Source organism: Candidatus Sulfidibacterium hydrothermale (genome assembly GCF_020149915.1).
Taxonomy (GTDB): domain Bacteria; phylum Bacteroidota; class Bacteroidia; order Bacteroidales; family F082; genus Sulfidibacterium; species Sulfidibacterium hydrothermale.
Genome location: NZ_CP083760.1, coordinates 1,925,975 through 1,952,593, shown reverse-complemented (window position 1 = coordinate 1,952,593; position 26,619 = coordinate 1,925,975). Strand labels below are relative to the sequence as shown.

25 protein-coding genes and 1 tRNA gene are annotated in these 26,619 nt (G+C 39.1%); 11 read left to right on the top strand and 15 right to left on the bottom strand.

Features of this window, described 5'->3' with window-relative positions; genetic code table 11:
- Nucleotides 1–12 precede the first annotated feature (12 nt).
- On the top strand, nucleotides 13–240 hold the full coding sequence (locus tag LA303_RS07730) for a hypothetical protein (protein ID WP_240524714.1): 228 nt from the start codon (nucleotides 13–15) through the stop codon (nucleotides 238–240).
- A 413-nt stretch (nucleotides 241–653) separates the two neighbouring features.
- On the opposite strand, the gene LA303_RS07725 is transcribed toward LA303_RS07730, so the two are convergent.
- Nucleotides 654–1,190: a hypothetical protein gene (locus tag LA303_RS07725; protein WP_240524713.1), complete on the bottom strand. Its 537-nt coding sequence runs from the start codon at nucleotides 1,188–1,190 to the stop codon at nucleotides 654–656.
- A 678-nt stretch (nucleotides 1,191–1,868) separates the two neighbouring features.
- Between LA303_RS07725 and LA303_RS07720 the strand changes: the two genes are divergently transcribed.
- Together LA303_RS07720 and LA303_RS07715 are read left to right on the top strand one after the other, a co-directional pair.
- Nucleotides 1,869–2,096, top strand: a complete 228-nt coding sequence (locus LA303_RS07720) for a hypothetical protein (RefSeq protein ID WP_240524712.1) — start codon at nucleotides 1,869–1,871, stop codon at nucleotides 2,094–2,096.
- A gap of 291 nt (nucleotides 2,097–2,387) precedes the next feature.
- Nucleotides 2,388–2,615, top strand: a complete 228-nt coding sequence (locus tag LA303_RS07715; protein ID WP_240524711.1) for a hypothetical protein — start codon at nucleotides 2,388–2,390, stop codon at nucleotides 2,613–2,615.
- 408 nt (nucleotides 2,616–3,023) lie between these two features.
- Here LA303_RS07715 and LA303_RS07710 read toward each other — a convergent pair whose 3' ends face one another.
- The 8 genes from LA303_RS07710 to dnaE all read right to left on the bottom strand — a co-directional run bounded on the left by LA303_RS07710 (nucleotide 3,024) and on the right by dnaE (nucleotide 15,099).
- Nucleotides 3,024–4,499: a caspase family protein gene (locus tag LA303_RS07710; RefSeq protein WP_240524710.1), complete on the bottom strand. Its 1,476-nt coding sequence runs from the start codon at nucleotides 4,497–4,499 to the stop codon at nucleotides 3,024–3,026.
- 169 nt (nucleotides 4,500–4,668) lie between these two features.
- Nucleotides 4,669–5,553, bottom strand: a complete 885-nt coding sequence (locus LA303_RS07705; protein WP_240524709.1) for a nucleotide-binding protein — start codon at nucleotides 5,551–5,553, stop codon at nucleotides 4,669–4,671.
- Nucleotides 5,554–5,658: 105 nt separating this feature from the next.
- Entirely contained in the window at nucleotides 5,659–6,051 is a 393-nt protein-coding gene (locus LA303_RS07700) for a hypothetical protein (protein WP_240524708.1), read from the bottom strand.
- Nucleotides 6,038–7,822: an ATP-dependent nuclease gene (locus tag LA303_RS07695; RefSeq protein WP_240524707.1), complete on the bottom strand. Its 1,785-nt coding sequence runs from the start codon at nucleotides 7,820–7,822 to the stop codon at nucleotides 6,038–6,040. The genes LA303_RS07700 and LA303_RS07695 overlap by 14 nt, the downstream gene beginning before the upstream one ends.
- Nucleotides 7,822–8,037 (bottom strand): hypothetical protein, encoded by a 216-nt coding sequence (locus LA303_RS07690; RefSeq protein ID WP_240524706.1) that lies wholly within the window; start codon nucleotides 8,035–8,037, stop codon nucleotides 7,822–7,824. The genes LA303_RS07695 and LA303_RS07690 overlap by 1 nt, the downstream gene beginning before the upstream one ends.
- Nucleotides 8,038–8,227: 190 nt before the next feature.
- Complete coding sequence (locus LA303_RS07685; protein WP_240524705.1) at nucleotides 8,228–9,205, bottom strand: hypothetical protein; 978 nt, start codon at nucleotides 9,203–9,205, stop codon at nucleotides 8,228–8,230.
- Between the two features lie 74 nt (nucleotides 9,206–9,279).
- A complete protein-coding gene (gene xerA, locus LA303_RS07680; protein ID WP_240524704.1) occupies nucleotides 9,280–10,443 on the bottom strand; it encodes a site-specific tyrosine recombinase/integron integrase in 1,164 nt (387 codons plus the stop codon).
- Nucleotides 10,444–10,842: 399 nt separating this feature from the next.
- Complete coding sequence (gene dnaE / locus LA303_RS07675; RefSeq protein ID WP_240524703.1) at nucleotides 10,843–15,099, bottom strand: DNA polymerase III subunit alpha; 4,257 nt, start codon at nucleotides 15,097–15,099, stop codon at nucleotides 10,843–10,845.
- A gap of 234 nt (nucleotides 15,100–15,333) precedes the next feature.
- Between dnaE and LA303_RS07670 the strand changes: the two genes are divergently transcribed.
- Genes LA303_RS07670 through LA303_RS07650 form a run of 5 tightly spaced genes read left to right on the top strand, consistent with a single transcriptional unit; the run spans nucleotide 15,334 to nucleotide 18,637 of the window.
- The gene (locus tag LA303_RS07670; protein ID WP_240524702.1) at nucleotides 15,334–16,305 is read left to right on the top strand and encodes a CdaR family protein; all 972 of its coding nucleotides are present in this window, start codon (nucleotides 15,334–15,336) and stop codon (nucleotides 16,303–16,305) included.
- A gap of 55 nt (nucleotides 16,306–16,360) precedes the next feature.
- Nucleotides 16,361–16,951, top strand: coding sequence for a dephospho-CoA kinase (gene coaE / locus LA303_RS07665; RefSeq protein WP_240524701.1), 591 nt, complete (start codon nucleotides 16,361–16,363; stop codon nucleotides 16,949–16,951).
- A gap of 2 nt (nucleotides 16,952–16,953) precedes the next feature.
- Nucleotides 16,954–17,748 carry an inositol monophosphatase family protein gene (locus LA303_RS07660; protein ID WP_240524700.1) on the top strand — a complete coding sequence of 265 codons (795 nt, stop codon included), beginning with the start codon at nucleotides 16,954–16,956 and terminating at the stop codon, nucleotides 17,746–17,748.
- A gap of 23 nt (nucleotides 17,749–17,771) precedes the next feature.
- A complete protein-coding gene (locus LA303_RS07655; RefSeq protein ID WP_240524699.1) occupies nucleotides 17,772–18,119 on the top strand; it encodes a DUF2061 domain-containing protein in 348 nt (115 codons plus the stop codon).
- A complete protein-coding gene (locus tag LA303_RS07650) occupies nucleotides 18,119–18,637 on the top strand; it encodes an O-acetyl-ADP-ribose deacetylase (RefSeq protein WP_240524698.1) in 519 nt (172 codons plus the stop codon). Before LA303_RS07655 ends, LA303_RS07650 begins: the two co-directional genes overlap by 1 nt.
- 16 nt (nucleotides 18,638–18,653) lie before the next feature.
- On the opposite strand, the gene LA303_RS07645 is transcribed toward LA303_RS07650, so the two are convergent.
- Nucleotides 18,654–20,156: a YiiX/YebB-like N1pC/P60 family cysteine hydrolase gene (locus tag LA303_RS07645; protein ID WP_240524697.1), complete on the bottom strand. Its 1,503-nt coding sequence runs from the start codon at nucleotides 20,154–20,156 to the stop codon at nucleotides 18,654–18,656.
- Nucleotides 20,157–20,235: 79 nt separating this feature from the next.
- Nucleotides 20,236–20,928 carry a DUF434 domain-containing protein gene (locus LA303_RS07640; RefSeq protein WP_240524696.1) on the bottom strand — a complete coding sequence of 231 codons (693 nt, stop codon included), beginning with the start codon at nucleotides 20,926–20,928 and terminating at the stop codon, nucleotides 20,236–20,238.
- 47 nt (nucleotides 20,929–20,975) lie between these two features.
- Between LA303_RS07640 and aroQ the strand changes: the two genes are divergently transcribed.
- Both aroQ and LA303_RS07630 read left to right on the top strand, forming a co-directional pair.
- Nucleotides 20,976–21,410 (top strand): type II 3-dehydroquinate dehydratase, encoded by a 435-nt coding sequence (gene aroQ / locus LA303_RS07635; RefSeq protein WP_240524695.1) that lies wholly within the window; start codon nucleotides 20,976–20,978, stop codon nucleotides 21,408–21,410.
- An 84-nt stretch (nucleotides 21,411–21,494) separates the two neighbouring features.
- On the top strand, nucleotides 21,495–23,582 hold the full coding sequence (locus LA303_RS07630; RefSeq protein ID WP_240524694.1) for a prolyl oligopeptidase family serine peptidase: 2,088 nt from the start codon (nucleotides 21,495–21,497) through the stop codon (nucleotides 23,580–23,582).
- 67 nt (nucleotides 23,583–23,649) lie between these two features.
- Here LA303_RS07630 and LA303_RS07625 read toward each other — a convergent pair whose 3' ends face one another.
- Nucleotides 23,650–24,666, bottom strand: coding sequence for a glycosyltransferase family 2 protein (locus LA303_RS07625; protein WP_240524693.1), 1,017 nt, complete (start codon nucleotides 24,664–24,666; stop codon nucleotides 23,650–23,652).
- Nucleotides 24,667–24,759: 93 nt separating this feature from the next.
- Between LA303_RS07625 and LA303_RS07620 the strand changes: the two genes are divergently transcribed.
- Nucleotides 24,760–24,844 (top strand) — tRNA-Ser (locus LA303_RS07620).
- Between the two features lie 146 nt (nucleotides 24,845–24,990).
- Here the strand turns inward: LA303_RS07620 and LA303_RS07615 are convergent.
- From LA303_RS07615 to LA303_RS07605, 3 genes are read right to left on the bottom strand one after another with little or no spacing between them, the layout of a single operon-like run.
- The gene (locus tag LA303_RS07615; RefSeq protein ID WP_240524692.1) at nucleotides 24,991–25,929 is read right to left on the bottom strand and encodes a HipA domain-containing protein; all 939 of its coding nucleotides are present in this window, start codon (nucleotides 25,927–25,929) and stop codon (nucleotides 24,991–24,993) included.
- 1 nt (nucleotide 25,930) lies between these two features.
- Nucleotides 25,931–26,254, bottom strand: coding sequence for a HipA N-terminal domain-containing protein (locus tag LA303_RS07610; protein ID WP_240524691.1), 324 nt, complete (start codon nucleotides 26,252–26,254; stop codon nucleotides 25,931–25,933).
- Entirely contained in the window at nucleotides 26,251–26,478 is a 228-nt protein-coding gene (locus tag LA303_RS07605) for a type II toxin-antitoxin system Y4mF family antitoxin (RefSeq protein ID WP_240524690.1), read from the bottom strand. Before LA303_RS07605 ends, LA303_RS07610 begins: the two co-directional genes overlap by 4 nt.
- Between the last annotated feature and the right edge of the window lie 141 nt (nucleotides 26,479–26,619).

Here is a 26,619-nt window from a genome sequence, read left to right as displayed (position 1 = left end):
ACGGGTGCGGCTATGGTGCGTGCCGCAATTGGTTTTCAAAATTTTCTCTGTTTACAAATATTCTCAAATTTACAATTAATTTTCAAATTCAGCACAATTTGCGGCATGCACTATGAGCCGCTGTTGGCTGAACGTGTCCCAACGGCAGTACGGAAACCTGCAGAAGGCGGCGGAAGTATTTTTGCAACATCATTTCCCAGGTTTTCGTTTATGAATGAATATCTTCTCTATTTTGAATAAAAATCTTTCAAACAACGCATAATTGATTTCAACCTGCAAAAATGATTACGCCGCCTTACTCCTGCCCTTGCGTGCGAAATCCCGAAACAAAATATTCTGAAGAACTCGACCTTCCGTCACGCAAGCCATTTCCCCAAATTGTTCTGTGGCCTGAGCAGCTTGCTGCAACGTAAACATCTTGTTTACAGATGTGTCTTATGAAAATTAATTTTTCAAAAGCAAGCTGCGCAAGACAACCTCAAAGAACGAATGATTGCCCGCCGGTGGGCATGACTGCCAACGTGCTGGGCTATGCTGCGTGCCGCAGTTTATCGTTTAATTTTTTCTGTTTACAAATATCTTTTATTAAGGTTTAACCGTCTTATTACCAATAAACTGCGGCATGAAGTATAGCCGATGTTATGCATAGTTTATTATTTATAGTATTCGTTATTTCTATTCTTTTTATCATTGACTAATGACAATAAATCTTCTAAATATTTAATTGGCAAATCAAATTGTGACTCTACTTTGTTGTCTCTTGATTCTATTACTAAGCGTCCATAATTCTCTTTTTTAACGTTTTCAGTATTCTTGTCTTTTGTAATATATTTAACAACAAACGGTTTATTTAATGTTTTTTTATTACTCCTAAAGAATTTAAAATCACAATAGTAATCTGTTTTTGTATCAGAAATTGTAAATTTTTCTAAACCAAAAGTATTCCATAAAATTAATTTTGTTAGATAATATCCAGTACCAAATCCAATAAGTATTGTTATGATAAAACCAAAACTAATATTAAAGTTATAAATAAAACTAGATATGAAAACTGCAAAAGGAAGTATGAATCCGATTAAAGCAAAAACACCCAAAATTAATACAACAATTAGCGATGTTCCTTTATTCTTTATTTTACACTCGACTTTATTTTCTGATTCTATTATTTCAATATGATTTTCTTTATCCATTTTTTGGGTTCTGGATTTAAAACGTATTTTCAATTCTGTTTATAAAAATTATATTTCAATGTAATTAATTTTTTCAACATTTTATGTTCCACTTTGTTTTCTTGTAGTAAGAACTATAAATAAAGCTACATACCCCAATTATGCATAACGGGTGCGGCTATGGTGCGTGCCGCAATTGGTTTTCATAATCTTCTCTGTTTATAAATATTCTCAAATTTACAATTTATTTTCAATTTTAGTACAACTTGCGGCATGCACTATGAGCCGCTGTTAGCTGAACGTGTCCCAACGGCAGTACGGAAACCTACAGAAGGCGGCGGAAGTATTTTTGCAACATCATTTCCCAGGTTTTCGTTTATGAATGAACATCTTCCCTATTTTGAATGAAAAACTTTCAAACAACGCATAATTGATTTCAACCTGCAAAAATGATTACGCCGCCTTACTCCTGCCCTTGCGTGCGAAATCCCGAAATGAAGAATCAGGAAGAACTCGACCTTCCGTCACGCAAGCCATTTCCCCAAATTGTTCTGTGGCCTGAGCAGCTTGCTGCAACGTAAACATCTTGTTTACAGATGTGTCTTATGAAAACTAATTTTTCAAAAGCAAGCTGCGCAAGACAGCCTCAAAGAACGAATGATTGCCCGCCGGTGGGCATGACTGCTAACGGGTGCGGCTATGGTGCGTGCCGCAATTGGTTTTCAAAATTTTCTCTGTTTACAAATATTCTCAAATTTACGATTTATTTTCAAATTCAGCACAATTTGCGGCATGCACTATGAGCCGCTGTTGGCTGAACGTGTCCCAGCGGCAGTACGGAAACCAGCAGAAGGCGGCGGAAGTATTTTTGCAACATCATTTCCCAGGTTTTCGTTTATGAATGAACATCTTCTCTATTTTGAATAAAAATCTTTCAAACAACGCATAATTGATTTCAACCTGCAAAAATGATTACGCCGCCTTACTCCTGCCCTTGCGTGCGAAATCCCGAAATGAAGAATCCGGAAGAACTCGACCTTCCGTCACGCAAGCCATTTCCCCAAATTGTCCTGCGGCCAGAGCAGCTTGCTGCAACGTAAACATCTTGTTTACAGATGTGTCTTATGAAAACTAATTTTTCAAAAGCAAGCTGCGCAAGACAGCCCCAAAGAACGAATGATTACCCGCCGGTGGGCATGACTGCCAACGGGTGCGGCTATGGTGCGTGCCGCAATTGGTTTCCAAAATTTTCTCTGTTTACAAATATTCTCAAATTTACAATTAATTTTCAAATTCAGCACAATTTGCGGCATGCACTATGAGCCGCTGTTAGCTGAACGTGTCCCAACGGCAGTACGGAAACCGGCAGAAGGCGGCGGAAGTATTTTTGCAACATCATTTCCCAGGTTTTCGTTTATGAATGAGCATCTTCCCTATTTTGAATGAAAATTTTTCAAACAACGCATAAATTGATTTCAACCTGCAAAAATGATTACGCCGCCTTACTCCTGCCCTTGCGTGCGAAATCCCGAAACGAAGAATCTGGAAGAACTCGACCTTCCGTCACGCAAGCCATTTCCCCAAATTGTCCTGCGGCCTGAGCAGCTTGCTGCAACGTAAACATCTTGTTTACAGATGTGTCTTATGAAAACTAATTTTTCAAAAGCAAGCTGCGCAAGACAGCCTCAAAGAACGAATGATTGCCCGCCGGTGGGCATGACTGCTAACGTGCAGGGCTATGCTGCGTGGCGCATTTTATTGTTTAATTTTTCAATTTACAAACATGTTTAATCAAAGTTAATCCATTTATTTACAGTTATTTGCGGCATGAAGCATAGCCGATGTTGGCGGTAGTTATTGTTTCATCTTGTTTACTTTTAATTCCCAAGGTATGTGAATGATTTTCAAGCTATCTTTCTCTACATTCATTGACAACCGAAGTCTATATACTGGCACACATAATATTTCTTTAAGTCTTTCTTGGAATTTATCAAAAGAAACTGAAATTGTATTAAAATCGTTGTTTTCATATGGTTCCATTATTTCAATATCATGTAATTTAATTGAAACTAATCTGTGTATAGTTCTTTCCTTTTCACCAATCATATATTTTTCTTTTTCAAACTGCAATTCTATTGGAAGTGTTTTAGGTGGATGAGAAGGTATATAAAACAAATACTCATGAAAAGGATTTAACTGGTTTCCTATAAAATCAAATGAAAACTTAAAACGCTCTATCTTTTCTAATTTAAATATGTCATCAATTAAATTTGCTTTGAAATTTCTTTGTCTAAATTGACCTTTTGAATTAAAATATATTTCGAATAGAATACCATTAAGAACATGATTTTCTTCTCCCGTAAACCAATCATTTAACCATTCATCTAAATTTTTTATAATTGAGTTTGCAGCAAATTCTCCACCAATAGCAGTCTGTAAAATATTTCTACCTAATAAAAATCTCATACTTTCGTCAATCGAATTTTTATCTATTCTATTAAGTTTGTTAATTGCCGGTGATTGTTGATACCAATCATGTGATTTTAAATCCTTGATAATTTCTTCTATTTCAGAACCATTAGAGTTAAACAACTCATCTGCAATATGTTCTTTTTTATAAGGAAGATCTATTGAATGAATTAATTGGCCTGAATTAAAATAAAAATTACCAATTAATGATGTATGTTCCCAACTTGTTTGTTTTCCATTAGACAAAGTATAAACCGTTGTTCTAACTCTTTTGAAGAAATCTTCTATTGGCACATTAATGTCATCAATATGATTTAATAAAGCTCCTGTATATATACTATTCCTTCCTGCACCATAATCCATTGCTTTCTCACCTGGTGATGTTGAGAAAGCAATAATTGTTCCCTTTGGAGCATAAATTGGCGCTAATCCTTCCGAATTAATACTTCTATATTGACTAGGTAAAGGATTATTTCTACAAGCGTCAAGTATTAGTATTTTTATTATTGGTTTTGCTGCTTGCATGTAATCAATTATCTCATCTAATGGAAATGATGTGTGAATTGCTGATATATCATCTGCAAAACTTGTATCAATTGCTGTTAAGTAATTTTTCCCTTTAATTTGTAAACCATGACCTGAAAAATAAAATAATCCAATATCAAACTTTTTTAAATCTTCACCAAACTTCCTAACTTCTCTATCAAATTGTTCTCTATTACAATTAGTTATTTTATTTACAACAAAACCAAGATTAACAAGCTTTCTTGCGAAATCATTAGCATCATTTACCGCATTAATTAATTTGTCTTTTTCTTGGTTATAATCAGCATTTCCTATTATTAGTGCTAATGCATTCATTTCAAAATGTTTTATTCGTTATTTATTACCGCCAACGGTTAGGCATATGAGGCGGTGGGCGTTTTAATGCTCAAATCTTTCAGTTTACCATACCGTTTATTTATATTCATATCTTTTATTTAACAACTTATCGCCCAATGACTTATATGCTTTGTTGCCTGTAGTTTTTTTATTCTTTTACGTCTAAACCAAGTCGTTTAGCAATAGCTTTAACTCTTTTACTTAATGAAGAACATAAATCAGTATAATCTGTGTATTCTATTCTATTTATAGCTGCAACATCAAAATGTATTGCAGTATCTTTTCTTGCTGTAAGTACAACTTCTTTATTTGCTCGATGTGCCCAACCAATTTCATAATATACATTCGGTCTTTCTCCAGTTAAGTCCGCTACTACAAAAGCCGCACTCTCCAATTCTTTTAAAATTTCACTTGTTACAGTGTTATTATGTTGAATTTGGTCTACTCTAATTGGTTCAAACCCTAACTTTCTTAATGTTGGTTCAATAGCAACAAAATATGCATCTCTATGTTGGTCTTGAAAGCTCATAATTATAAAAACTTTTTTATCGGAAGGGGCATCAGTTAGTTGTACAGGCGCAAACGGTCCCGGTAGAAAATTTGTAGTATTAGTGTCTTTTGTTGAAGTAATAACTTCAGCTTCCTTTTTCTTTGGGAAATGTTTGTCTGCTATTTTATATATCTCTTTTGTTTCTGCCTCATTAAAATTATTACCATTAAGGTTGAAAATATTGTTTGAGTGATTTATGCTTATGCTTAAAGTCTTTCGAGGATTCAAGTTGACTTGAAAAGAACAACTCATACTAATTAATGAAGAGCTTTTGTCTATTTGATTTAAATCACTTCTTACTTGTTGAAGATTACCTGTTACATTAAGGTTATCATATTGAAGTGTAACATTGATAACGGTTGCATTTTGAAAAACACTTAAAGCACTTAATTCATCTAGCAACTTAATGAAGTTTTCTGCTGTTATCTTTTTGTCATCAACAATTTGCTGTTTTATTACTCTATTAATTCTTTGTATTGGCATAATATATCTTTTTTAATTACAGGCAACGGGTGTGGCTATGCGTAGTGCGGGTTTTCGAAGTAATTTTTTTCAATTTACCACAAATATCATTACTTGTATAACCTTTTAATCTTCAATGAGCCCCGCATTACGTATAGGTTTTGTTAGCTGGCGTATTTCTTTTTCTAAATCAGTTTCTATTTTAGGTTCTGGAATATTCTCTCCTTTTTCTATTTCTTTTTTTACTACACTTTTAACTTTTTTATTCGTATTTTTTAAATCAAATTGTGAAGCATTCAAATCTTTGTAAATCAATGTAACTACAAGATATTTATTTACAGTTTTATTTGTTCCATATTCTTCAATATCTTCAGTAAGTATAGAAGTTGAATGATTTACATAAACTGTATTTTCTTCATTTAGAAAATTATTTATTGCTTCCAATACCTTTTTGTCAAAATCAAATTTTGAGTTTTCAGATATTTTAATTTTAAATATTTCAAGTTTAGTTTGCGACATATTTCTCTATTTTTTTATATTCATTCACAATTTTATCTAATAGTTTATAAACATTCATTAATGCCTTTCCTTTTTCTTCTTTTTCCATTTTGTCAATTGTATCAAGAACATTCCTAATAATATCCTGTTTTGTAATGCTATTTTGTCTTTTTCTATCGTTATTTATGAATGAAAAAAAGTGTTCTTCTAATGTGTTTATTATTGGAACTTCAATCGGTTTAGTATATTCAAAGTTTGTATAATTATTATCAAAAACGCCAATATCTTTTATTGAATTACAATAATCATTGAAAGCCTTTACATAAATATCTTGTGGAAATAAGTCTTCAAATGTCCTTTCCTTTTTGTCAGAAAAAGCATCGTTTATTTCAACAGAAGCCCATTTTTTACTTTTCATGGCCTTCAAATAACCTTTTTTTTTCTTTTCATTTAATGCTTCCTTATCACTATCAAAAACAGCAATCCCTGCTAAATCTAAATTATTCTCACCAAGATAATTTATTGTTTGAGAAATATTAGTTACTCCACCTGCATTATATATATTTAACCATTCAAGCTTTTTGTATTTTTCAATTTGAAAGAACCTGTGAAAAGCAAGTTTTTCAGTATTACCTTCAACAACTAAATTTATATCACCTAATAGAAAGCTATCATTTAGTAAAATTCCTAATTCCTTTCTGATGATTTGATATTTATTTAGAAATGGTTTTTGGTTTATTTTTGTTCCTTGTTTTGGTGATTTATAAACAAACATTAAAGCATCTACATTATTTCTAATTGTCAAAAAAGGATTATGAGTTGTGTATAATAATTGTGAATTTTTGGCAATTTCATTAAAAGATATTAATAAATCTTTAGAACCTTGTGGATGTAAGTTGTTTCCTGGTTCATCAAGTAATAGAATAGTTTTTTTACTTCCGTTTTTTTGTTTTGCAAATAATTTATTAATTAAAAATGAAAAATAATATTTAAATCCGGGACTACGTTCATCTATTGCAAAACTTAATTTTGTATTATCTCTTATTACTAAACTTAATTTATTTCCTCTAATTGTTTGAATTCTTACATTAATACTTTCGTCTTGCTTATAGTGTTTTTTTAATATTTCATTAAAGTTATCTTCAAGATTTGATAAATAAGTTGAAATAAAGTTATCATCGTCGGCATCTAATATTGTAAGGTCGTCACAACCAGAAATATATAATAGTCTTCTAAAAGTTTCATATTTTTTGTCAGAACTTAATAATTGATCTATCGTAGCAGGTTCCAATAATAATTCTTCACTTTCGTAATATTCAATATTAGGATAAATATTTTCATAAAAATCATTCCAGAACTTAGCTTTTTTCTCAATATTTTCAGTAATATTTATCGAATAATTTTTCCGATCAGTTAAGATTAGTGAAATATTTGAAATTCCATTTCCCCACCTTTTAATTTGAAGTAAAGATGTTTCAGAATCTTTTGGAATAGTTCGTGATAAATTTGGAATTTCGGCATATATAAGTTCTCTCAATTTTACGAATGTTTCTTTTGAGATTTCAAAAACCCCAATAATTATTGGATATCCTTTAGGGTATGATTTTGAACTTTTATTTAATAACTTATGATTAAGCTCATAGTCTAAAAAATTCAAATAACTTACAGCCTGAATTATGCTGGACTTACCACATTCATTTTTACCAACAAAACAAAGTTGGTTTCCGTTTAGCTTAAACTTTTCTCTTTTTATTGACTTAAAATCAATAATCTCTACTTCAATTAGTTTCATTATTTTTTAGGGTAATAGGTTAGTTTAATAGTTGGCAATACATTGCCATTATTACTATTCCAAGTGGTAATTATAATTTGTTCACTTTCAATTTTAGCAATATTGTTTTCATTTGCTTTTAAAAATGCATCTCGTTTATCTGTCGCTGTCTTAATAGCTGTTTCAAGCTGTGCTGTGCTATGATTAGCACCTGTAAAATACACTGTTTTTTTCATTATTTATTTCGTTATTTGTTTATTATTCAATGTCGTCTCTAATATGCCAGCTAACGGGTGCGGCTATGGTGCGTGCCGCAATTGGTTTTCAAAATTTTCTCTGTTTACAAATATTCTCAAATTTACGATTAATTTTCAATTTAAGTACAATTTGCGGCATGCACTATGAGCCGCTGTTATGCCCTGGTGTTTATTCATATTCGATTGTTTCATTTAGATAATCAATATCTTCAATATTTTCTTCAATCCAATTTACAAGTAATTTTATTGCCTTGTAATCAATTCCTAGTATCTGTGCATTTTTATCTATTTTGTCAAACATTATTCGACCACCTACTAATTCACAATGACCAAACTTCATTTTATCTCCATAGTCTTCGCAATCTTTATATGTTAATTCATATTTTACACCACTATTGTCAATATTAGGTACTTCTCTAAGTGTCACCATGTCAACTTTTAATCCGTTTGGCGCAATGTTATATAATTCAGTTATTTGCTTAATCTCATCTCTTGGTATCGACTTTTCTTCTTTATTTAGATATTTATGAATTTCAAGATGCCTTTTGTAAAGGTTGGTTTCTTCAAGTCTCTTTAATGAAACTTTTTTTGGAAATTTATGCCATTTATTATTTTTTTCAATTTTCAAATTTTTCCAACCACTTTCAAAATATGAAATTACCTCTTTTTCTACATTTGAAGCCATTGAAAGAAAATCATTTCGCAAAATTATTCCAATTTGAAGATAGTTCTCAGAAGGAACTTTTTCGAGCCTTTTGTCAAGATTTACAATGTAGTCTTGAATAAAGTATAATTCTCTTGTTACTTTTAATCCAAGCCAATGAGAATATTCGTTTGTCGTCAGAAAAAAAGAACTTCTCCAATTTTGGAAACTTTCTTTTGTTTGAAAAATAATCGGATAGGTAATATATACATTTTCAGTATTTATTTTATCAATTGATAATGTCGCTCTCATTGTTTTTGCAAGAGTAAGTATCTTTTCATGTGCATTAATACGTTTTTTAATCAATTGACTTGAAATTTTAAGTTTTGTTTCTCTCTTTTTTAGAAACCAAGACGTAATAAATGTTAGCAATGCTCCAATAATGATTCCAATAATCGTATAAATTGGTGTTAATAGTCTTGAACTTGTTAATTCATTAATCATTTGTCATTTTCTTTTTACACTTGGGCATAACTCCTTGTATCCGTATCAAATGTACTCTTTTTTGTTTAACATGGTCAGGATAACAGTATATTTGGGTTCTTTTTATCCTCCTCAATTACCCGCTTTATGGCCTCATCCAACGGACTCTGAATGCGCAGAATGTCTTTCCTGCTCACATGGGTGTATATCATCGTCGTCTTTGGACTATTGTGCCCTAACAATTCCTGAATATACCGTATGTCTACACCGTTATCCAATAAATGAGTGGCAAACGAATGCCTTAAAGTATGAGGCGTTACCCGTTGGCGTATTCCTGCCCGCCGGGCCGATCGCTTAATAATCGCCCGGATGCTTTCCGCACTATATTGTTTCCCCGGTTTCCCCTCAATAAAATATACTTTCGGACGATAGGTAACCAGGTAATTCTGAAACATCGGTAAAAAACTCTCCGCAAAAATGACAACCCGGTCTTTTCGCCCTTTCCCGCTCCGGATAAAAATTTGCCGGCGCTCGGTATGAATATCGGCCAACTTTAAATTTAATAATTCGCTGATGCGTAACCCCGATGCATAAATCATGGTAAGTGCAGCCCGGTGTTTCAAATTCTGTGTGGCAATAAGCAAACGCAATACCTCATCTTTTGATAACACAGACGGAAGCTGCCTCGATTTACGCGGACGTTCCAAAACAAACTGATCAACAGCCAGCGAAGGATAAAACGCTTTAAACTGTTTTACGGCACTTACAAACTGACGTTGTGTACTGATCGAATAATGATTGGGCGCCATCACCTCCTCCGAAAATCTTTCCACATCGCGCGAAGTAATTTCCTCCGGTTTTTTATTCCGTAAAAAATCCAAAAAATCAGCAATAAAAGTAGAATAGGTATGTACGGTACTCTCGCTGTACCGCTTGCCCCGTAAATATTTCGCAAAATCCCTTAACAGGTTTTGCATCTCTTCAGAAAGTCTCCGGTTCTTAATCAGGCCTTTCACACGAATAGGCGGAGCATCGCTTACCTTATCAATAACATCGGCAATTCCACGAAAATGCTGCTTGATTTTTTCAACCTGTCCGGGGTTGTCCGGAAAATACCACAACTTTTTTGTTGCACTCCACCGGTAACCCTCCAGTTCTTTTATCCGGTGAATAATGTCCCGGTTAAATTTAAACCGAACAGCAATACGCACTTGCTTTTTATGGACTATTCTTTCGATGATAATTTGAGGAAGTGACATGTTTTCATATTGCAGGGTAAAAGTAAAAAAATAATCGAATAATTTTCAACTTTTCCGGCTTTTTTTATGCTATGGGTAAAATTGTGAAATTCAGCAATGGGCGTGTCCCCGCATAGCGGGGCTGGGCTGTTTGTTATAGTCCCGGTGGCCGAAACGGTGTTTCGCTACCGCGGCATACGAGCTCCCTGTGGTCGCTGTCTGCCGCCTGCTTGTCCGACTACGCAGCCAGGCGGGCCTGTCCGACTACGTAGCTAGGCGGGCCTGCCCGACTGTTGTGGTCAGGCGGGCCTGTCCGACTACGTAGCCAGGCGGGCTCAACATCCGCTTCCGCCACCGGGCGCTGCCACGTCCATCCCTCACGCAGAAGATAGATAAAAACGTTAATTTAATCTGTTAGCACTACTTGGTTAACTTGTATGAAAGATTTCCCCACTTTTTCTTCAAATGATGCAAAAAAAGACGCGGATCAACGTGTCCGGTACGGCTCCGCAAAATTACCGGCCGCTTATTGTCAACAGAACTTAGTGAAATGAAAAGCTGTGCATTCCCCGGATTCTCCTGTTGCAATTTGGCCAGTTCATCAATAAACGGTTCCGAAAGACTTTCCGGGTTTAAAAACAAAATCAGCTTTCTCATCATCTGATTTAAAGCATCTTCCAGCAACATCATATCCTGGATGTTCACATTCACATTTCCTTCATTAAAACGGCTTTCTTCTACCTTTGCCCGTACAAGCAACAGGTTTCCAACCACCATCATGTGCCGCATCTTCAGGTAATTTTCTTTGAATAACCGGAAATCCATGGCTCCGGTGTAGTCTTCCAGTGTCATTACGCCAAACAACGAACCGTTTTTTGCTGTTCGTTGCAATGTGGAAGTAACCATCCCGCCAAACAAAACTTCTTTTCCTTTGTAATCAGACAGATGATCGCGCAAATGGGCCATGTCCACATTGCATAAATGCTTTAGTGTGAGTTCAAAAGCATCCAGCGGATGACCGGAAATGTAAAATCCGGTAACCTCTTTTTCATGCCGTAGCTGAACCGCTTTCGTCCAGGGTTCACAAGCGGGGATGGGCGGATCGGCAACTTCAAAACCGGCACTCTCACCAAAAAGCGAAACCTGTGCCGAGTTTTTCTTCTGCTGATATTTTTGGGCAAAGCGAATCACTTTTTCAATAAACTCCGTATCGTTCTCGTTTTCTTTGAAAAAATATTGTGCCCGGTGTGTGCCTTCAAAACAATCAAAAGCACCGGCTTTGGCCAAAGCCTCAAAACTCCGTTTGTTTACCGATTTTAAGTTTACCCGTTTGGCAAAATCAAAAATATTTTCATACGGACCGTTTTTTTCGCGTTCGGCAATGATGTCTTCCACTGCGCTGCCTCCTACCCCTTTAATGGCTGCCAGCCCAAAACGGATAATACCGTTTTGGTTTACGGTGAAATTCAGCGAGCTCTCGTTAATGTCCGGCCCCAGCACCTGAATGCCCATCCGCTCAGCCTCTTTGGTGAAGAACGTAATCTTGTCGATGTTGTTCAGGTTACGGCTCAGAACAGCCGCCATAAATTCGGCCGGATAATGGGCTTTCAGATAAGCGGTTTGGTACGACACGTACGAATAGCAGGTAGCATGCGATTTATTAAAGGCATATTTGGCAAATTCTTCCCAGTCTTTCCAGATTTTTTCCGCTTTGTCTTTGGGAATCCCGTTTTTTTCACATCCTTTTAGGTATTCCACTTTCAGCTTGGCCATCTCGGCCAGCTTTTTCTTTCCCATCGCTTTCCGGAGCGAGTCGGATTGCCCGCGGGTAAAACCGGCCATCAATCGCGACAACAGCATCACCTGTTCCTGATAAACGGTAATTCCGTAAGTCTCTTTCAGGATCTCTTCCATCATGGGCACATCGTACTTGATTTCTTCCTGCCCGTGTTTCCTTTTGATGAAAGAAGGAATGTACTGCATTGGCCCCGGACGGTAAAGGGCATTCATGGCGATCAGGTCTTCGAACCGCGTGGGTTTTAGCTCCTGCAGGTATTTTTTCATCCCGTCCGATTCAAACTGAAACAACCCGGTGGTTTCGCCCCGGCTGTACAGCTCGTAGGTTTCCTTGTCGTCCAGCGGCACGTTGTCAATATCCACTTCAATGCCTTTAGACCGTTTGATGTTTTCCAGCGTGTCTTTGATGATGGAAAGCGTTTTCAGCCCGAGAAAATCCATTTTTAACAGCCCGATGGATTCAATGTATTTTCCATCGTACTGCGTGGCGTACTCCAAAACCGATTCTTTTACGGTGGAAACCGGCACATATTTATCCAGCCGTTCGCGGGCAATGATGATCCCACAGGCGTGGGTGCCGGTGTTTCGTACCGAGCCTTCCAGGGTGAGCGCATTTCGCAATACCGATGCCACTTCCGGTTTTCCGTTTTCGAGTTCCTGTTTTAGCTCAGGCACTTCGTTGATGGCCTGTTCCAGCGTAATACCGGGCCTTTCCGGAATCATCTTGGCCAGCCGGTCGGCTTCCGAAAGCGGCAGCTTCTGTACCCGTGCCACATCGCGAATGGCTGATTTGGCAGCCATACTTCCGAAAGTGATCAAATGGGCTACCCGCTCTTTGCCGTATTTTTCCGAAACATAATGCAGTACTTTTTCCCGTCCGTCATCGTCAAAATCAATATCGATATCCGGCATGGAAATCCGGTCGGGATTCAGGAAACGTTCAAAAAGTAATTTGTACTTGATCGGATCGATTTGGGTGATTTTCAGGCAATAAGCTACTACCGATCCGGCGGCGCTTCCCCTGCCCGGTCCTACCGAAACGCCCATCTCACGGGCCGCTTTCAGAAAATCCCAAACGATGAGAAAATAATCGGGGAAACCCATGCTTTTAATGGTTTCCAGCTCAAAGTCAATCCGGTCGGTGATCTCTTTGGTGAGCTCGGGATAGCGTTCTTTGGCGCCTTCGTAAGTCAGATACCGCAGATAATCGTCGGCATCTTTAAACTCGGAAGGAATTTCAAATTCGGGCATAATGGGCTTGTGGTCCAGCTCATAAGTTTCGACCTTGTCGGCAATTTCCTGCGTGTTGGCCAGCGCTTCCGGTACGTCGGCAAACAGCCGGTTCATTTCCTGGCGGGTTTTAAACCACTCCTGCCGGGTGTAACGCAGCCGGTTCGGATCGTCCAAATCGCGGGCGGTGCCGATACATATCAACCGGTCGTGTGCTCCGGCATCTTCCTGATGAACAAAGTGAACATCGTTGGTGGCAACCACTTTAACGCCGTGCTTTTTAGAAAGCGCCAGCAACTCGCGGTTTACATAAACCTGGTCTTCATAAACCTTACGGTCAATTTCTGCGTCGCCACTTTGATGCCTTTGCAATTCCAGATAAAAATCGTCTCCGAAAATATCAAGGTATTCTTTGAGTGCTTCTTCTGCTTTTTCAACGCCCTCGTTCATGATTTTCGACGGAATCTCGCCGCCAAGGCAGGCCGATAAGGCAATGATCCCTTCGTGATGCTGACGCAGCAGCGCTTTGTCTATTCGGGGTTTGTAGTAATAACCCCGGGTCCAGCCTGCCGAAACCATCTTTAACAGATTCTGGTATCCGGTTTCGTTTTTGGCCAGCAATACCAGATGCCAGCCCGAGGCATCCTGCTTGGTTTCTTTTTTATCCATTCCACGGCGTGCCACATATACTTCGCATCCTAAAATGGGCTTAATCCCTTCTTTGACTGCTGTTTGGTGAAAACTTTTTACCCCAAACATGTTTCCGTGGTCGGTGATGGCTACCGCCGTCATTCCGTCGTCTTTGGCTTTCTTTACCAGCTCCGGAATTTTTGACAATCCGTCTAACACCGAAAACTGGGTATGTACATGCAGGTGAACAAACGGTTGCTCTCCTTTTTTCTGCGGTTGGCTTTCCTTTGCCGGCTCGGCTACTCCGGTATCTGTTTCGGCCTTTGTTTCCGGTGTTTTGTCTTCGTGATAGGCTTCTACTTTTAATCCGATGGGACGGATGGGATCGGGATTTTTTTTCCGGAAATTTTGTACTGTTTCTTCCGGTAACTGAACCATTTGCGGCGTAATGACATTTAGCCGCAATAATTCAAGAAATGCCCGTGCCGTAGCCTGGACGTCTGCCGAGGCATTATGGGCCGCATCAAAATCTTCGCCAAAAAGTTTTTGATGTAACTCGGAAAGTTTGGGCCATTTGAACTTTCCGCCCCGTCCGCCCGGAATGGCACAATAATCAGTGGAAACCTCTTTGGTGTCAATAATGATCTTTTCAGCAATCGGACATGCTTTTTCTTTTCGCAGGCACTCTACTTTTACAATGGTATTGTCAAAATCAATATTGTGTCCGGCAATTACTTTTACCTTGTTCAGTGCGGCCACAAAAATATCCAGCACTTCTTCCAGGGGTTTTCCTTCCCGGAGTGCCCGCTCGGTGGAGATGCCATGAATTTTTTCTGTCGCCCGCGGAATAATAAAACCTTCGGGTTTCACAATGAAATTCTGCACTTCTACCAGCTCTCCGTTTTCATCATGAATTTGCCAGGCTAACTGTACCAGCCGGGGCCAGTTGTCAAAATCAGTTAACGGGGCATTATAATCCTGGGGCAATCCTGTTGTTTCGGTATCGTAAATTAAAAACATGGCTCTATTTCGATGTAATGAATTGGTTTTAGGATATATAAGTGTATCCTGTCTGTCTAAACAAAATTAAAGAAATAGCCGTTCGCGGGATGAAATGTTAATAACTTTCGTAGGGGGATGGTAACAAATTGAAAAACAAAGTCCAGCCAAAAATCATGACGATGAAAGAAACCAAAGATATGAACAATGATAGTTTTCGTATCTTTACGCCGAAGAAATAAAAGATTACTTCTGATGGCAGAAATGCAAACACAAGGACACATCCGGCAGGATGAAAAAAGAAAAGACCATCTGGTTTTTTTTATTTGCCTGTTGCTTGCTGCTACTTTTTGGTTCCTTATCAAACTGTCCGATATTTATTCGGTCAGCTACACGCTTCGTGTGCATTATACGCATGTTCCGAAAGGAAAACTGATTACTTCGCTGAAGGACAGCACCCTGACCATTCATTTTAAATCGGATGGCTATAATCTGATTGATTTGCTGATTCACGGACAGCTGAAAGAATTGCCTGTGGATTTATCTAAAAGCGATGTCCGGCGGGTTTCCGAACATGAATATACAGTGATGACGGCCAGCCTGCGCGAAAACATTGCCCAGGAACTTGGAATTAATGACCGGGAACTGGAATTTTCAAGAACACATCTGGACTTTTTCATGGAACAACTTAAGAAGATCAGGCTGAAAGTTATTCCGCAAATGCAGCTGAAATTTAAAAGCCAGTACGAACTTTACGGGTACCGGGTTATTCCGTCAAAAGTAAGTGTTTACGGGCCGAAACGTATTCTGGATACCTTAAAACATCTCTATACCCGGCCGTTTACACTGGAAGATCTTTCGGGACAAAAAACAGTGAAAACAGCGGTTGTCAATCCGGATATTAAACTCTTAAAACTTTATCCGTCCACGGTTAAAGTTCAGCTGGATGTGGAAAAATATACTGAACGTACGTTGCAGGTTCCGGTGGATGTTTCCGGAATTCAACCCCGTTTGCGTACTTTCCCGCTGAATGTAACGGTGTATTTTAATGTGTTCCTTCGTGATTATGACAAAATTCATACAAACCAGTTCCGTGTTGTTCCTGATTTGAAAAATATCGATCTGCATCAGGTGAAAAAACTCCGGCTCGAACTGGTAAAAACTCCCAAACAGGTGAGTAACGTCCGGCTTAATCCTACCGAAGTGGAATTTATTATTTTAAATTAACAGGAAGCAGTATGACAAAAAAGGTTCTGATTTTTAAAATGATAAATGGAAAAACATGCTGAAAGTAGCCATTACAGGAAATATCGGCAGTGGAAAAAGTACCGTTTGCAAAATCTTTGAAAGTCTGGATATTCCTGTTTTTTATGCGGATACAGAAGCCAAAAAGCTGTATGATCTTCCGGAGGTCAAAAGCCGGGTACAACAAACTTTCGGGGCCGGTTTGTTTGATGAAAACGGCCGGCTGATCAAACCCAAACTGGCCGGAATGGTTTTTGAAAATCCGGAAGCGTTGGCAAAACTCAATGCCATTATCCATCCTGAATTGATGGAGGTTTATAAAAAATGGTTGTCCGGAAATCGCCATAAACCTTATACCCTGCACGAAGCAGCCGTTATTTTCGAAAACGGACTGGAAAATGAATTTGATTTTATAATTAATGTTTCGTGCCCTGAAGCGATCCGGTTGGAACGGATTAAAAACCGGGATAAACTGCCCGAAAAAGAAATCAGAAAACGGATGAGCCGGCAATGGCCCGACGAGGAAAAAAATAAACGCAGTCAGGCTGTTATTATCAATGATGGAAAGCATTTTCTGATTCCTCAGGTATTGGATATTCACAAACAAATTTTGGAAAAAATAAATTGACCATGGATCTTGAAAAAATGACGCAACAGGTGGTAAGCCTGTGCCAGACAGTAGGAAAAATGATTCGCGATGAAGTGAATCGGTTGGATGAACAGGATGTGGAATATAAAGGCGTTCATAATCTGGTGACTTATGTGGATAAAAAATCGGAAGAAATTCTCATCAAAGAATTGAAAAAACTTTTGCCCGAAGCCGGTTTTATTGCCGAAGAAGATGATAAACTGGCCCGGGGCAGCCGTTTTAACTGGATTGTGGATCCGTTGGATGGCACCACCAACTTTATTCATAAAATTCCGTTGTACTCCATTTCTATAGCTCTGAACGATGGCGAAGAAACCATTTTGGGCGTGGTACACGAAATTAACCTGGAAGAAAGTTTTTATGCCTGGAAAAACGGCCCTGCCCTGCTGAATGGAAAAGAAATACGGGTTACAGACACCGAAATTCTTGACAAATCACTGATTGCCACCGGATTTCCTTATTACGACTATTCAAAACTCGATCCGTATCTCGATCTGTTTAAAGATTTGATGCAAAGCAGTCGCGGTGTGCGCCGGCTGGGTTCGGCCGCTGTAGATTTGGCTTATGTGGCTGCCGGAAGGTTTGAATTGTTTTATGAATACGGACTGAATCCGTGGGATGTGGCTGCCGGCGCGCTGATTGTAAAACAGGCCGGCGGACAGATAACCCGGTTTAATGGCGATGGCGATTACGTCTTCGGAAAAGAAATTGTAGCATCGAATACACGGGTACACAATGAGTTCCTGAGAAAATTGTCCCAATACTTTTTTTCCTAATTTTACTCTCCCAAAAGTTAACCATGTCAAAAGCAAAAAACTTAAGAAAAGACAGTCCGACAAGAAGTATCCTGAAAGCCATCAGCTGGCGTATTATTGCCTCCGGAGCTACTTTTGTGATCAGTTATTTTGTGATGAAATATTCCACAAAAAAAACCGATGCCGAGATTTTACAGTATGCTTCGGCAATTGCCAGTGTGGATGTGGTGGCGAAGCTGATCTTATATTATCTGCATGAGCGACTGTGGACGAATATTTATTGGGGAAAATACTGGACTAAAAAAGCCTGGCGCCGGAAATACCGTAAGATGCACCGGAAACTGGAAACGTTGCAAAGAGCCAAAAACAATCAAAAAAGTTCGGATAAATAATGAAAACGGAAAGGATAAAACTCGTTCGCGATGATATCACCCGGCTGCAAGTAGATGCCATTGTGAATGCGGCCAATCGTACCTTGCTTGGCGGTGGCGGCGTAGATGGTGCCATTCATCGTGCTGCCGGTCCGCAACTGCTGGCCGAATGCCGTACGCTGAACGGATGCGACACCGGCTCGGCAAAAATTACCAAAGGATATAATTTACCGGCAAAATATGTGATTCATGCCGTTGGTCCGGTGTGGCGCGGCGGAAACAATAATGAACCGGCATTGCTGCAAAGCTGCTACGAAACGGCTTTACAACTGGCCAAAGAAAATAACTGCAAAAGCATCGCTTTCCCCAATATCAGCACCGGGATTTACCGTTTCCCAAAAGACAAAGCTGCTACAATAGCTATTCAGACGGTTCGGAAGTTTCTTTCGGAAAACGAATTGCCTGAAACGGTTTATTTTGTCTGCTTCGACGCAGAAAATTATGCCATTTATGAGCAATTGCTTGCCGCGGAGCATTGAGATTTCGACAGCTTTCTTATCTGGAAGTAATTTTTGTGGTTTCTTCTTCTGAAACCGGTTGCGGTTTCCGGCGGGTGGTTTCCTCCGGCAGAATTTTGTCATGACCGGTTTTGAGATTGAGCAACCGGACGTAAATCTCATCCCTGTTTTCCGCTTTAATGGTTTGATTTTCGTGGTGAAGAAAAATTACTTTAAAAGACTGGCCGGATTTGTTTCCTGCTAAAGCAGCAATGTCGTCCGGAACAATAACATAACGTCCTGAACTTTTTTTTACCCGGAAACGGATGCCCGGATAGGCTTGATAAGGCAATTCCGAACAGGTGACCCGTGATGACGTGTTGATATCAAAATTATAATCATAACCGGTTCCCACATATTTCAACGCCTGGCTGATCATGTATGCGATATATTCCGGGGGATAATTTACCGGCCGGATGACGGCAATATCCGATACTTTCCAGTCTTTCAGATTTCCCAGCCTTACCTGCGGACGTACCGCCTCAATAATGTTGTTTCCGGCTGTTATCTCTTTCAGATGCCGGTAACGACTGGAATCTAAGGATAAACTTTTTGAGGTTATCCATTGTTCAGGCCGGCCGATAAAAATGGCAACATGTCCCCAATATCCCGGAATAAAACGATCGGTCATTGCTCCTTTTGTTTTTTCAAGAATGATGTCTCCGGGCATTAAAATGCTGTCCGACAGTTTTACCAATACCTCCCGGTCAATGCTTTTTAACAAGCTTTGCCACCTGATGGAGCCGGCTGTGTTACTGAAGATCTCCACCAGATGATAGGTTAGTCCGTTTTTTGCATGGTTGAACCGGGTTCTTACCTGCATCGATTTTTTTGAAAAAAGATTTTTAAGTTTTGCTTTTGATCTTTGTGAAGATAAAACCTTATTCGCCAAAGGCGAATTTAATTGCTGCGAAAGATCCTTTACATACGGTACTCCCTGATTTTCCAGGGTTTCAATCATTTCACCATGTTTTTGTATTGTGTGCACGTGTGCAATAAAATCTTTTTTTCTTTGATTGTCTTCACAGAGTTCCAGTAAGTTGTCCCAGTGTTGCTGAACGCCTCCGATTTTTAATTCGTTCAGTTTGGCCATCAGTGTCTTGTCATGGCTAACGTGGTTACAGGTAAAAGAGAGTACATTAAAAGTAATTAAATGGGCGTTGGCACAGATTAACGAGGCAAGAACTTTGGATTCATCTGATGATGAATCTTCATCCGTTTCCATATGATGAGCTTGCTTTTTAATCCGTTCGCTTTCAGCCAGGATCTTGTACATTTGTTTCATTAAGTAATGAAGTTCCCGGTTTTGGCCGGAATAGATGACATGATGCTCTTTTTGGTATTGTGCCAGCCATTTCTCAGCCTGCGAGAAAAAAATTTGCTCCTGTACCTGGAGCTTTTGTAACCGGGATACACACGAAGAAAAATCCTTTACATCATGGGAGAACAGTTGTAAGGTAGATAAAAAGAAAAATAGATTCCACAAGTAGATTTTTCTCACAAAACAGGTATGATTAATTGGATTTGTTGCCAAAAATAAGAAGAAAACCACATGATATCAAATGGATACCTGTTTTTTATCAGCATTGTTCTTCTTTTTTGTTGAGAAGATATTCCGGAAAGGAGAAAAGTTTAGCAGAAAATCTTTCAAGAATCAGCTGGTGTGCCAGGTCATATACTTTAACCTGTGCATTTTCGATAATGTTTGAATCGGCAGTACACAAAATACCTTTTGTGGTTTGGATTAGCTCGTAGTCCGGCGAAAAAACGGTTTCGGCTGTGCCGGATAACCGGTAATGTGGTAACCGGCTGTTAACCAATGCGCACATTTTTCCGCTGTGGCTGATGGGTGTATCAAAATAAAACCAGGCAGATGCAATTTGTTTTTCTGCCAGAAATTGCAAAATAAAATCCACTGCTTTTTCCAACACTTCCCACTTCAGTTTTTTCCGGTGAAGTTCCGAAACATCACGTAAAAGTCCGTCCATTCCCACAAAAACAGGATTTCCGTTCAGGTAGCTCCCTACAGTACGACACACATTAAAACCATCGATCGTTATCCGGGTGTGGGGCGGCAACTGACGGATGACTTTTTCTTTCCGGTTTTTCACCTGATCTTCCGTAGCCAGTCCGCGATAGAGCATTACCCTTTCGGCTGCAGGTAACGCATACCGGTCGCCTACCAGTTTTAACATGGATTTTTGAGGATAATCGCGTTCCAGCAAATACCGATAATCGCATACTGCCCGGAAAAAATTGTCTGAAACCTTCATTTGTAGGGCACTTTTTCTATTTTTGTAAAAATAAAAAGAAAGCCGATATGCCAAACCGGAAAATCCGCATCATTAACGGTCCTAACTTAAATTTGCTGGGAACACGTGAACCGGAAATTTACGGAAATCAGACCTTTGAACAGCAATTTGCTGTGTTTCAAAAAGAATTTCCTCATCTGGAACTGGATTATTTTCAGTCGAATGTAGAAGGCGAATTGATAAACAGTCTTCACGAAGCGGCCGGTGAAAAAGACGGCGTAATTCTTAATGCAGGGGCTTATACCCATACGTCTGTGGCGTTGGGCGATGCCATTAAAGCCATTGGCATTCCTGTGATTGAAGTGCATATCAGCAATATTTTTTCGCGTGAAGACTTTCGTCATGTGTCGTATATTGCACCCTATTGTGCCGGCTCTATTATGGGCTTTGGAATGGACTCATACCGGCTGGCGTTGAAGTATTTTGAAAGTAAATTACCTTAATTGGTCGTTTTTTTGCATTTATTCCAATTCTTTAATTATTGAAAACCCGTTTATTCATTTTACCCGATGAGAAAAAGATTTCTTTTGGCAGTCGTTGTCATGGCTGCCACCCAGCCGCTTTTGTCGCAGAAGTATGAACCTGTTTACGCCCCGAAGAAAATTGTTTATGATACTTTTTTCAACAAATATGTGGTGGCTGACCCCTATCGCTGGCTGGAAAATGTAAACAGTAAAGAAACCCGGCAATGGGTGCAAAAAGAAAATAAACTTTCAAAAGCAATATTGACAAAAGCTACTTTCCGGACGCACTTTTTTCGCGATCTGGAAAAATACAGCCTGAACCGGTACCGGACTCCGGTGAAATTGGGGAAATATTATTTTTCTTATTCCTGGTACGACAACACAACCGTTCCGGCTTTATTTTACAGAAGAACCATTCAGGGGGAGCCCATGCTTCTGGTCGATCCAACCACACTTACTACCAAAAGCAGCGATGTGGTCATGTTGCATGGGTATTCCGTATCGAAAGATTCGAAGTATCTGGCGTTTTTGTATAACATCAACGGCAGCGACTGGAGAAAAATTGGCGTGGTGAACCTGGAAACGGGTAAAAAAACCAATGATCATTTAACCGGTATCAAGTTTTCCGGTTTGGTGTGGCGAGGCCATGGCTTTTACTATTCTGTTTTTTCGCAAAATGGGAAATTTGGTTCCACTCTGGATGAAAAAGTATACTATCACCGGGTGGGCACGCCCCAAAAAGAGGATCAGCTGATCTTTCAAAGAAAGAATCCGGCTACTACGTATAGCTACCGGGTAACTTCTGACGAAAGATTTCTTGTGATAGAAGAACGAAACCAGACAACAGGAAAAGAAAATATTTATTATATTGATTATCAGTCTAAAAATCCTCATATCCAACCGCTGATCACCCACATTCCGGATGTTTTCGATATTTTGGATTATCATGATGGCAAATTTATAGCCCGTTCGGCATTTCATGCCAACAATGGAAGTGTTGTGCTTATTGATCCTGCCCATCCTTACCAATTTCAGACGCTTGTCCCTGAATATTCTGAAGCTTTGTTACTGGCGGTGCATCCTTTTGCTGAGCGGCTGATTTGCGTATACCAATCAAATCAACATCCTATTTTAACGGTTTACAATTATTCCGGAAAGTTACTTTACACCATGAAATTTCCTGTTTCAAGTACTTTAAGCGGATTTTATGGCGGTTTTTATGATTCTAAAATCATCTTCTATTTTACTTCCTATACCATTCCTCCTGTTGTTTACCAATTTGATTTACATAATCTTAAGTTGGAGTTAACCGATCGTACCGAAGTTCATTTTAATTATAAAAATATTGTTTACAAAGAGGTGGAATATCCTTCAAAAGACAGCGTACAGGTACCGATGATATTAATTTATGAGAAAGGACTAAAACGAAACGGGAATAACCCAACGATATTAAAGGCGTATGGCGGCTTTGGGATTGTTTCCAGTGGGCATTTCGATCCCGGTATTGTGAATTTTATTCACCATGGCGGTATTTTTGCTTTTGCCAATATCCGAGGCGGTGGAGATAAAGGCTGGGCCTGGGCATCAGCCGGAAGAGGCATCAACAAACAAAAATCTTTTGATGATTTTATTGCCGCCGCTGAATATTTAATTCGCGAAGGATATACAAACCGGAATAAACTGGGAATTACCGGGGCCTCTAACGGTGGATTGGTTGTTGCTGTGGCAGCCATACAAAGACCGGATTTGTTTAAAGTTGTGGTTCCCCAGGCTGCTCCGTTGGATATGTTACGCTTTGAGCGATTTACTGTCGGACACTGGCATACAGATGAATACGGTTCTGTAAGCGATACAACTGGTTTTAAAAATTTACTGAGTTATTCTCCTTATCAAAATATTAAAGATTCGGTTAATTATCCGACTATGCTGGTCATCACAGCTGATAATGACGACCGGGTTCCGCCGTTTCATTCCTATAAGTTTGTGGCAAGATTACAAAATCGTCCGGCACAAAAAAATATGATCCTTTTGAAATCAAGACACCATGCCGGCCATTATTCCGGTTCGACAAGGAATATGACCTTACGCGAAACCGCTGATGTTTACGGCTTTATGCTGTATGAACTGACAAAAAAGGAGAAAGAGAAATAATTCCGATTGAAGATCAAAATGCGCTTTTAGCGCATTTTAAAATACAATTGGTATAACCCCATGACAATCAGGTGAATTTTTCGTCTTGCAGGGCAGAAAAAACGCGTATCTTTTTTATAAAACGGGCAAATACCAAACTGCCCATATATATTCCAGAAACCGGCTTTTGCCGGAGCTTACGGCGCTTTGCCCGAAGGGTTTTCAGGTGTCCGTAAAAATAAAAGTGGGCACGGATAATGGCCCCGATATCTGCAAAATGGCCTTGCAGTAAAAAACGAATTCCGGCAAGTCCGTCCATGAACAACCGGGTGATTAAAACTTTCCAAAGCCATTCGTCAGGAAGGTTCTTGTACAACAACATAAAGTTGTTCCGGAAGTTCAGGTAAGTTTTCCGTGCCGAACTTTTGGGCAGTGTCCCCCCTCCTACGTGATAAACAATGGATGCCGGCTGTACCATGATTTTGTATCCCTGGTTTTTGGCGCGCCAGCAGAAATCAATTTCTTCCATGTGGGCAAAAAAATCAGCATCCAGTCCGCCAAGGGCATGATACACATCCGCACGGACAATCATACAGGCACCGGTAGCCCAAAATATTTCGCGGACATCATCATATTGGCCCTGGTCTTTTTCTGTTTCTTCAAAAATTCGTCCCCGGCAAAACGGATATCCCCACCGGTCAATAAAACCACCCGAAGCACCGGCATATTCGAAATATTCTTTTTGAAAAACAGACCGGATCTTTGGCTGACAGGCTGCAATCTTTTCATCCGAGTCCATTAACCGGATGACGGGCTCCAGCCAATCCGGTGTAACTTCAATATCTGAGTTCAGCAAAACATAATAGGTCGCTTCAATCTGCGAAAGTGCCCAGTTGTATCCCCCGGCGAATCCAGTATTTTTATCATTTATCAGCAAGCGGACCTGAGGAAAATGTTTTTTCATGAAATCCACAGAATCGTCCGTTGAAGCGTTGTCCGCCACTACAACCGTTGCATCCGGACTGTTCCGGATGACTCCGGGCAGGTATTTTTCGAGAAAGTTTTTCCCGTTGTAGTTTAATATAACGACGGCTGTTTCTGTCATAAGACCGGATTGAATGGTGCAAAAATAAACTTATTCCGTTTATTTGTAAAAAAGAAAAAAAGTGTAATTTTGCGCGCCTAAAGTCCTTGTTAAGGAGAGTTGGCAGAGTGGTCGAATGCGGCGGTCTTGAAAACCGTTGAGGTGCAAGCCTCCGGGGGTTCGAATCCCTCACTCTCCGCAAAGCGAAAATCCCGATCCATCCGGACCGGGATTTTTTGTTTTCCTATGATTTTACCTTAATTTCCTCCAAACGTAATCAGTGCAGTTAATTGTGCTCTGCTCTTTAGTAAAGTAGAAAATTGAAAATCACGTCATAAAATAAATTTAACCGGATAAAATATCATACCGTTTTTCCATAAGGTGCCAGTATCTGTTTTTCATATCATCGGATAAAAAAGATTGTCCAATGAGTTTATAGGCACTTTCTTTATTTTTATAAAAACGTTTAAACACACCATTTGTTTGTTTTGTTGACAAACCCAAGTCGTATCCAAAGTGTTCAAAATGCTTGCGTTGGAGTTTCTTTTTTCTTCCTTCAAGGGTAAGGGCTAATTCTTCATCATCGTCGGGATTAAGAATGGTTGCATTCAATAAATCGTAGGCAGGCGATAATACCCATCCGAAATCGGTTTTGATCATTGAGAAGTTTTTCAGGTGCATATCATTGTTTCCGGTAAGAAAACTGAAAACAGTGAGTTCAAAAAAGAAAAGTTTGTCCAATAACGGATTTTCGGAATACGATTCAATGGCTTTTCCGATTTTTTCCATCGAACTTTTGTATTTGTCGAAAGCTTCCGTTATTTGAAACATATCGATCATATGTATTTTTTCACCGCCATCAGTCCTGTCGATACGCTTTGTAATATACGAGAGTTCACCGGATTTCAGGCGGATCAGACTGGACGGCACTACTTTTATGCCGAACACTTCCGCCATACGCATGGTGAGATGTTCATTTTGCGGCATTTCGGGATAGTTGGGATGCGGAGGTTTTAGAATGTAATTTCCATCCAAAGCCCCAACAACGGTCAATCTGCTTTCCTTTTTCCCGACTGCTTTTATTAACGACAAGGATAGTTTCGGTTGTACACCGGGAACAGATATACTACGCTGAACCACGTTTTTGGCAAGATCAGCCATTTGGTCAATTGTATAAGGCAGCAGCGGAGCTCTCGTACTTCCGAAAAATGTTTTGATGCACCGGGGATGAAAATCAAGGGCATCATTTAACTTGTTATAGCAATATAAACATTTGTTTTCCATTTTATTCAGGTATTGGAACAATACTAACGGCGCCAATGCAATCTTTACAACATGCCAGCAAAAGCCCCATTCTGTCGTTGGGGTTTATTTTCCAGCTGCGGGAGGCAATATTCAACAGCCATCCCTCGGGTATTAACCCCTCAAAAAACGGAAACAGCCGGTTACTTTTATAAGGTTCTTTGGTTACAGGCATGGTAAAGGTTATAAATTGTCCGGGATGCTGATCCACATAATTTTCATCATACCGGAAAATATATTCTCCTTCATCCGTTTCGGTAAGTATTCCGGCGATTTCATTGCCATACATTACTTTTGCTTTTCTCATTTGTTGCTGTTTCTGTTGTTGTTTAACTCTTTTGAGCTTACCGCTGCCAACTCGTGACCGAACATTTTCAAGACAAGGTTCACTTTTTCCATGTTCAGGTTTGTTTTCCCCTGTTCTATTTTCCTTATCACTGTTAGTGCCACACCGGTTCGCTCGGCAAACTCTTCCTGTGTTAGCCCGGCTGCTTTTCGGCGTTGTTTTACAAACTCTGCAATTCTTTCCATTATATGTTTTTAAATATAATTGAGCAAATATAAGCAATATTATATGTAATTGCATATATTTTGAGTTATTTTTTCTGTGTTATATGTTTATGCATATAGTTTTATGGCAATTTATACGCTTTGAAAAAGAATGATGCTATT

Coding starts and splice junctions, on each gene's coding strand:
- LA303_RS07690 (WP_240524706.1), bottom strand. CDS start 8,037: ATGAAAAAAACAGTGTATTTTACAGGTGCTAATCATAGCACAGCACAG.
- LA303_RS07625 (WP_240524693.1), bottom strand. CDS start 24,666: ATGACAGAAACAGCCGTCGTTATATTAAACTACAACGGGAAAAACTTT.
- LA303_RS07720 (WP_240524712.1), top strand. CDS start 1,869: ATGGTGCGTGCCGCAATTGGTTTTCAAAATTTTCTCTGTTTACAAATA.
- LA303_RS07655 (WP_240524699.1), top strand. CDS start 17,772: ATGTCAAAAGCAAAAAACTTAAGAAAAGACAGTCCGACAAGAAGTATC.
- LA303_RS07610 (WP_240524691.1), bottom strand. CDS start 26,254: ATGAGAAAAGCAAAAGTAATGTATGGCAATGAAATCGCCGGAATACTT.
- LA303_RS07650 (WP_240524698.1), top strand. CDS start 18,119: ATGAAAACGGAAAGGATAAAACTCGTTCGCGATGATATCACCCGGCTG.
- LA303_RS07730 (WP_240524714.1), top strand. CDS start 13: ATGGTGCGTGCCGCAATTGGTTTTCAAAATTTTCTCTGTTTACAAATA.
- LA303_RS07660 (WP_240524700.1), top strand. CDS start 16,954: ATGGATCTTGAAAAAATGACGCAACAGGTGGTAAGCCTGTGCCAGACA.
- aroQ (WP_240524695.1), top strand. CDS start 20,976: ATGCCAAACCGGAAAATCCGCATCATTAACGGTCCTAACTTAAATTTG.
- xerA (WP_240524704.1), bottom strand. CDS start 10,443: ATGTCACTTCCTCAAATTATCATCGAAAGAATAGTCCATAAAAAGCAA.
- LA303_RS07695 (WP_240524707.1), bottom strand. CDS start 7,822: ATGAAACTAATTGAAGTAGAGATTATTGATTTTAAGTCAATAAAAAGA.
- LA303_RS07615 (WP_240524692.1), bottom strand. CDS start 25,929: ATGGAAAACAAATGTTTATATTGCTATAACAAGTTAAATGATGCCCTT.
- LA303_RS07715 (WP_240524711.1), top strand. CDS start 2,388: ATGGTGCGTGCCGCAATTGGTTTCCAAAATTTTCTCTGTTTACAAATA.
- LA303_RS07685 (WP_240524705.1), bottom strand. CDS start 9,205: ATGATTAATGAATTAACAAGTTCAAGACTATTAACACCAATTTATACG.
- coaE (WP_240524701.1), top strand. CDS start 16,361: ATGCTGAAAGTAGCCATTACAGGAAATATCGGCAGTGGAAAAAGTACC.
- LA303_RS07710 (WP_240524710.1), bottom strand. CDS start 4,499: ATGAATGCATTAGCACTAATAATAGGAAATGCTGATTATAACCAAGAA.
- LA303_RS07670 (WP_240524702.1), top strand. CDS start 15,334: ATGGCAGAAATGCAAACACAAGGACACATCCGGCAGGATGAAAAAAGA.
- LA303_RS07700 (WP_240524708.1), bottom strand. CDS start 6,051: ATGTCGCAAACTAAACTTGAAATATTTAAAATTAAAATATCTGAAAAC.
- dnaE (WP_240524703.1), bottom strand. CDS start 15,099: ATGTTTTTAATTTACGATACCGAAACAACAGGATTGCCCCAGGATTAT.
- LA303_RS07725 (WP_240524713.1), bottom strand. CDS start 1,190: ATGGATAAAGAAAATCATATTGAAATAATAGAATCAGAAAATAAAGTC.
- LA303_RS07605 (WP_240524690.1), bottom strand. CDS start 26,478: ATGGAAAGAATTGCAGAGTTTGTAAAACAACGCCGAAAAGCAGCCGGG.
- LA303_RS07705 (WP_240524709.1), bottom strand. CDS start 5,553: ATGCCAATACAAAGAATTAATAGAGTAATAAAACAGCAAATTGTTGAT.
- LA303_RS07640 (WP_240524696.1), bottom strand. CDS start 20,928: ATGAAGGTTTCAGACAATTTTTTCCGGGCAGTATGCGATTATCGGTAT.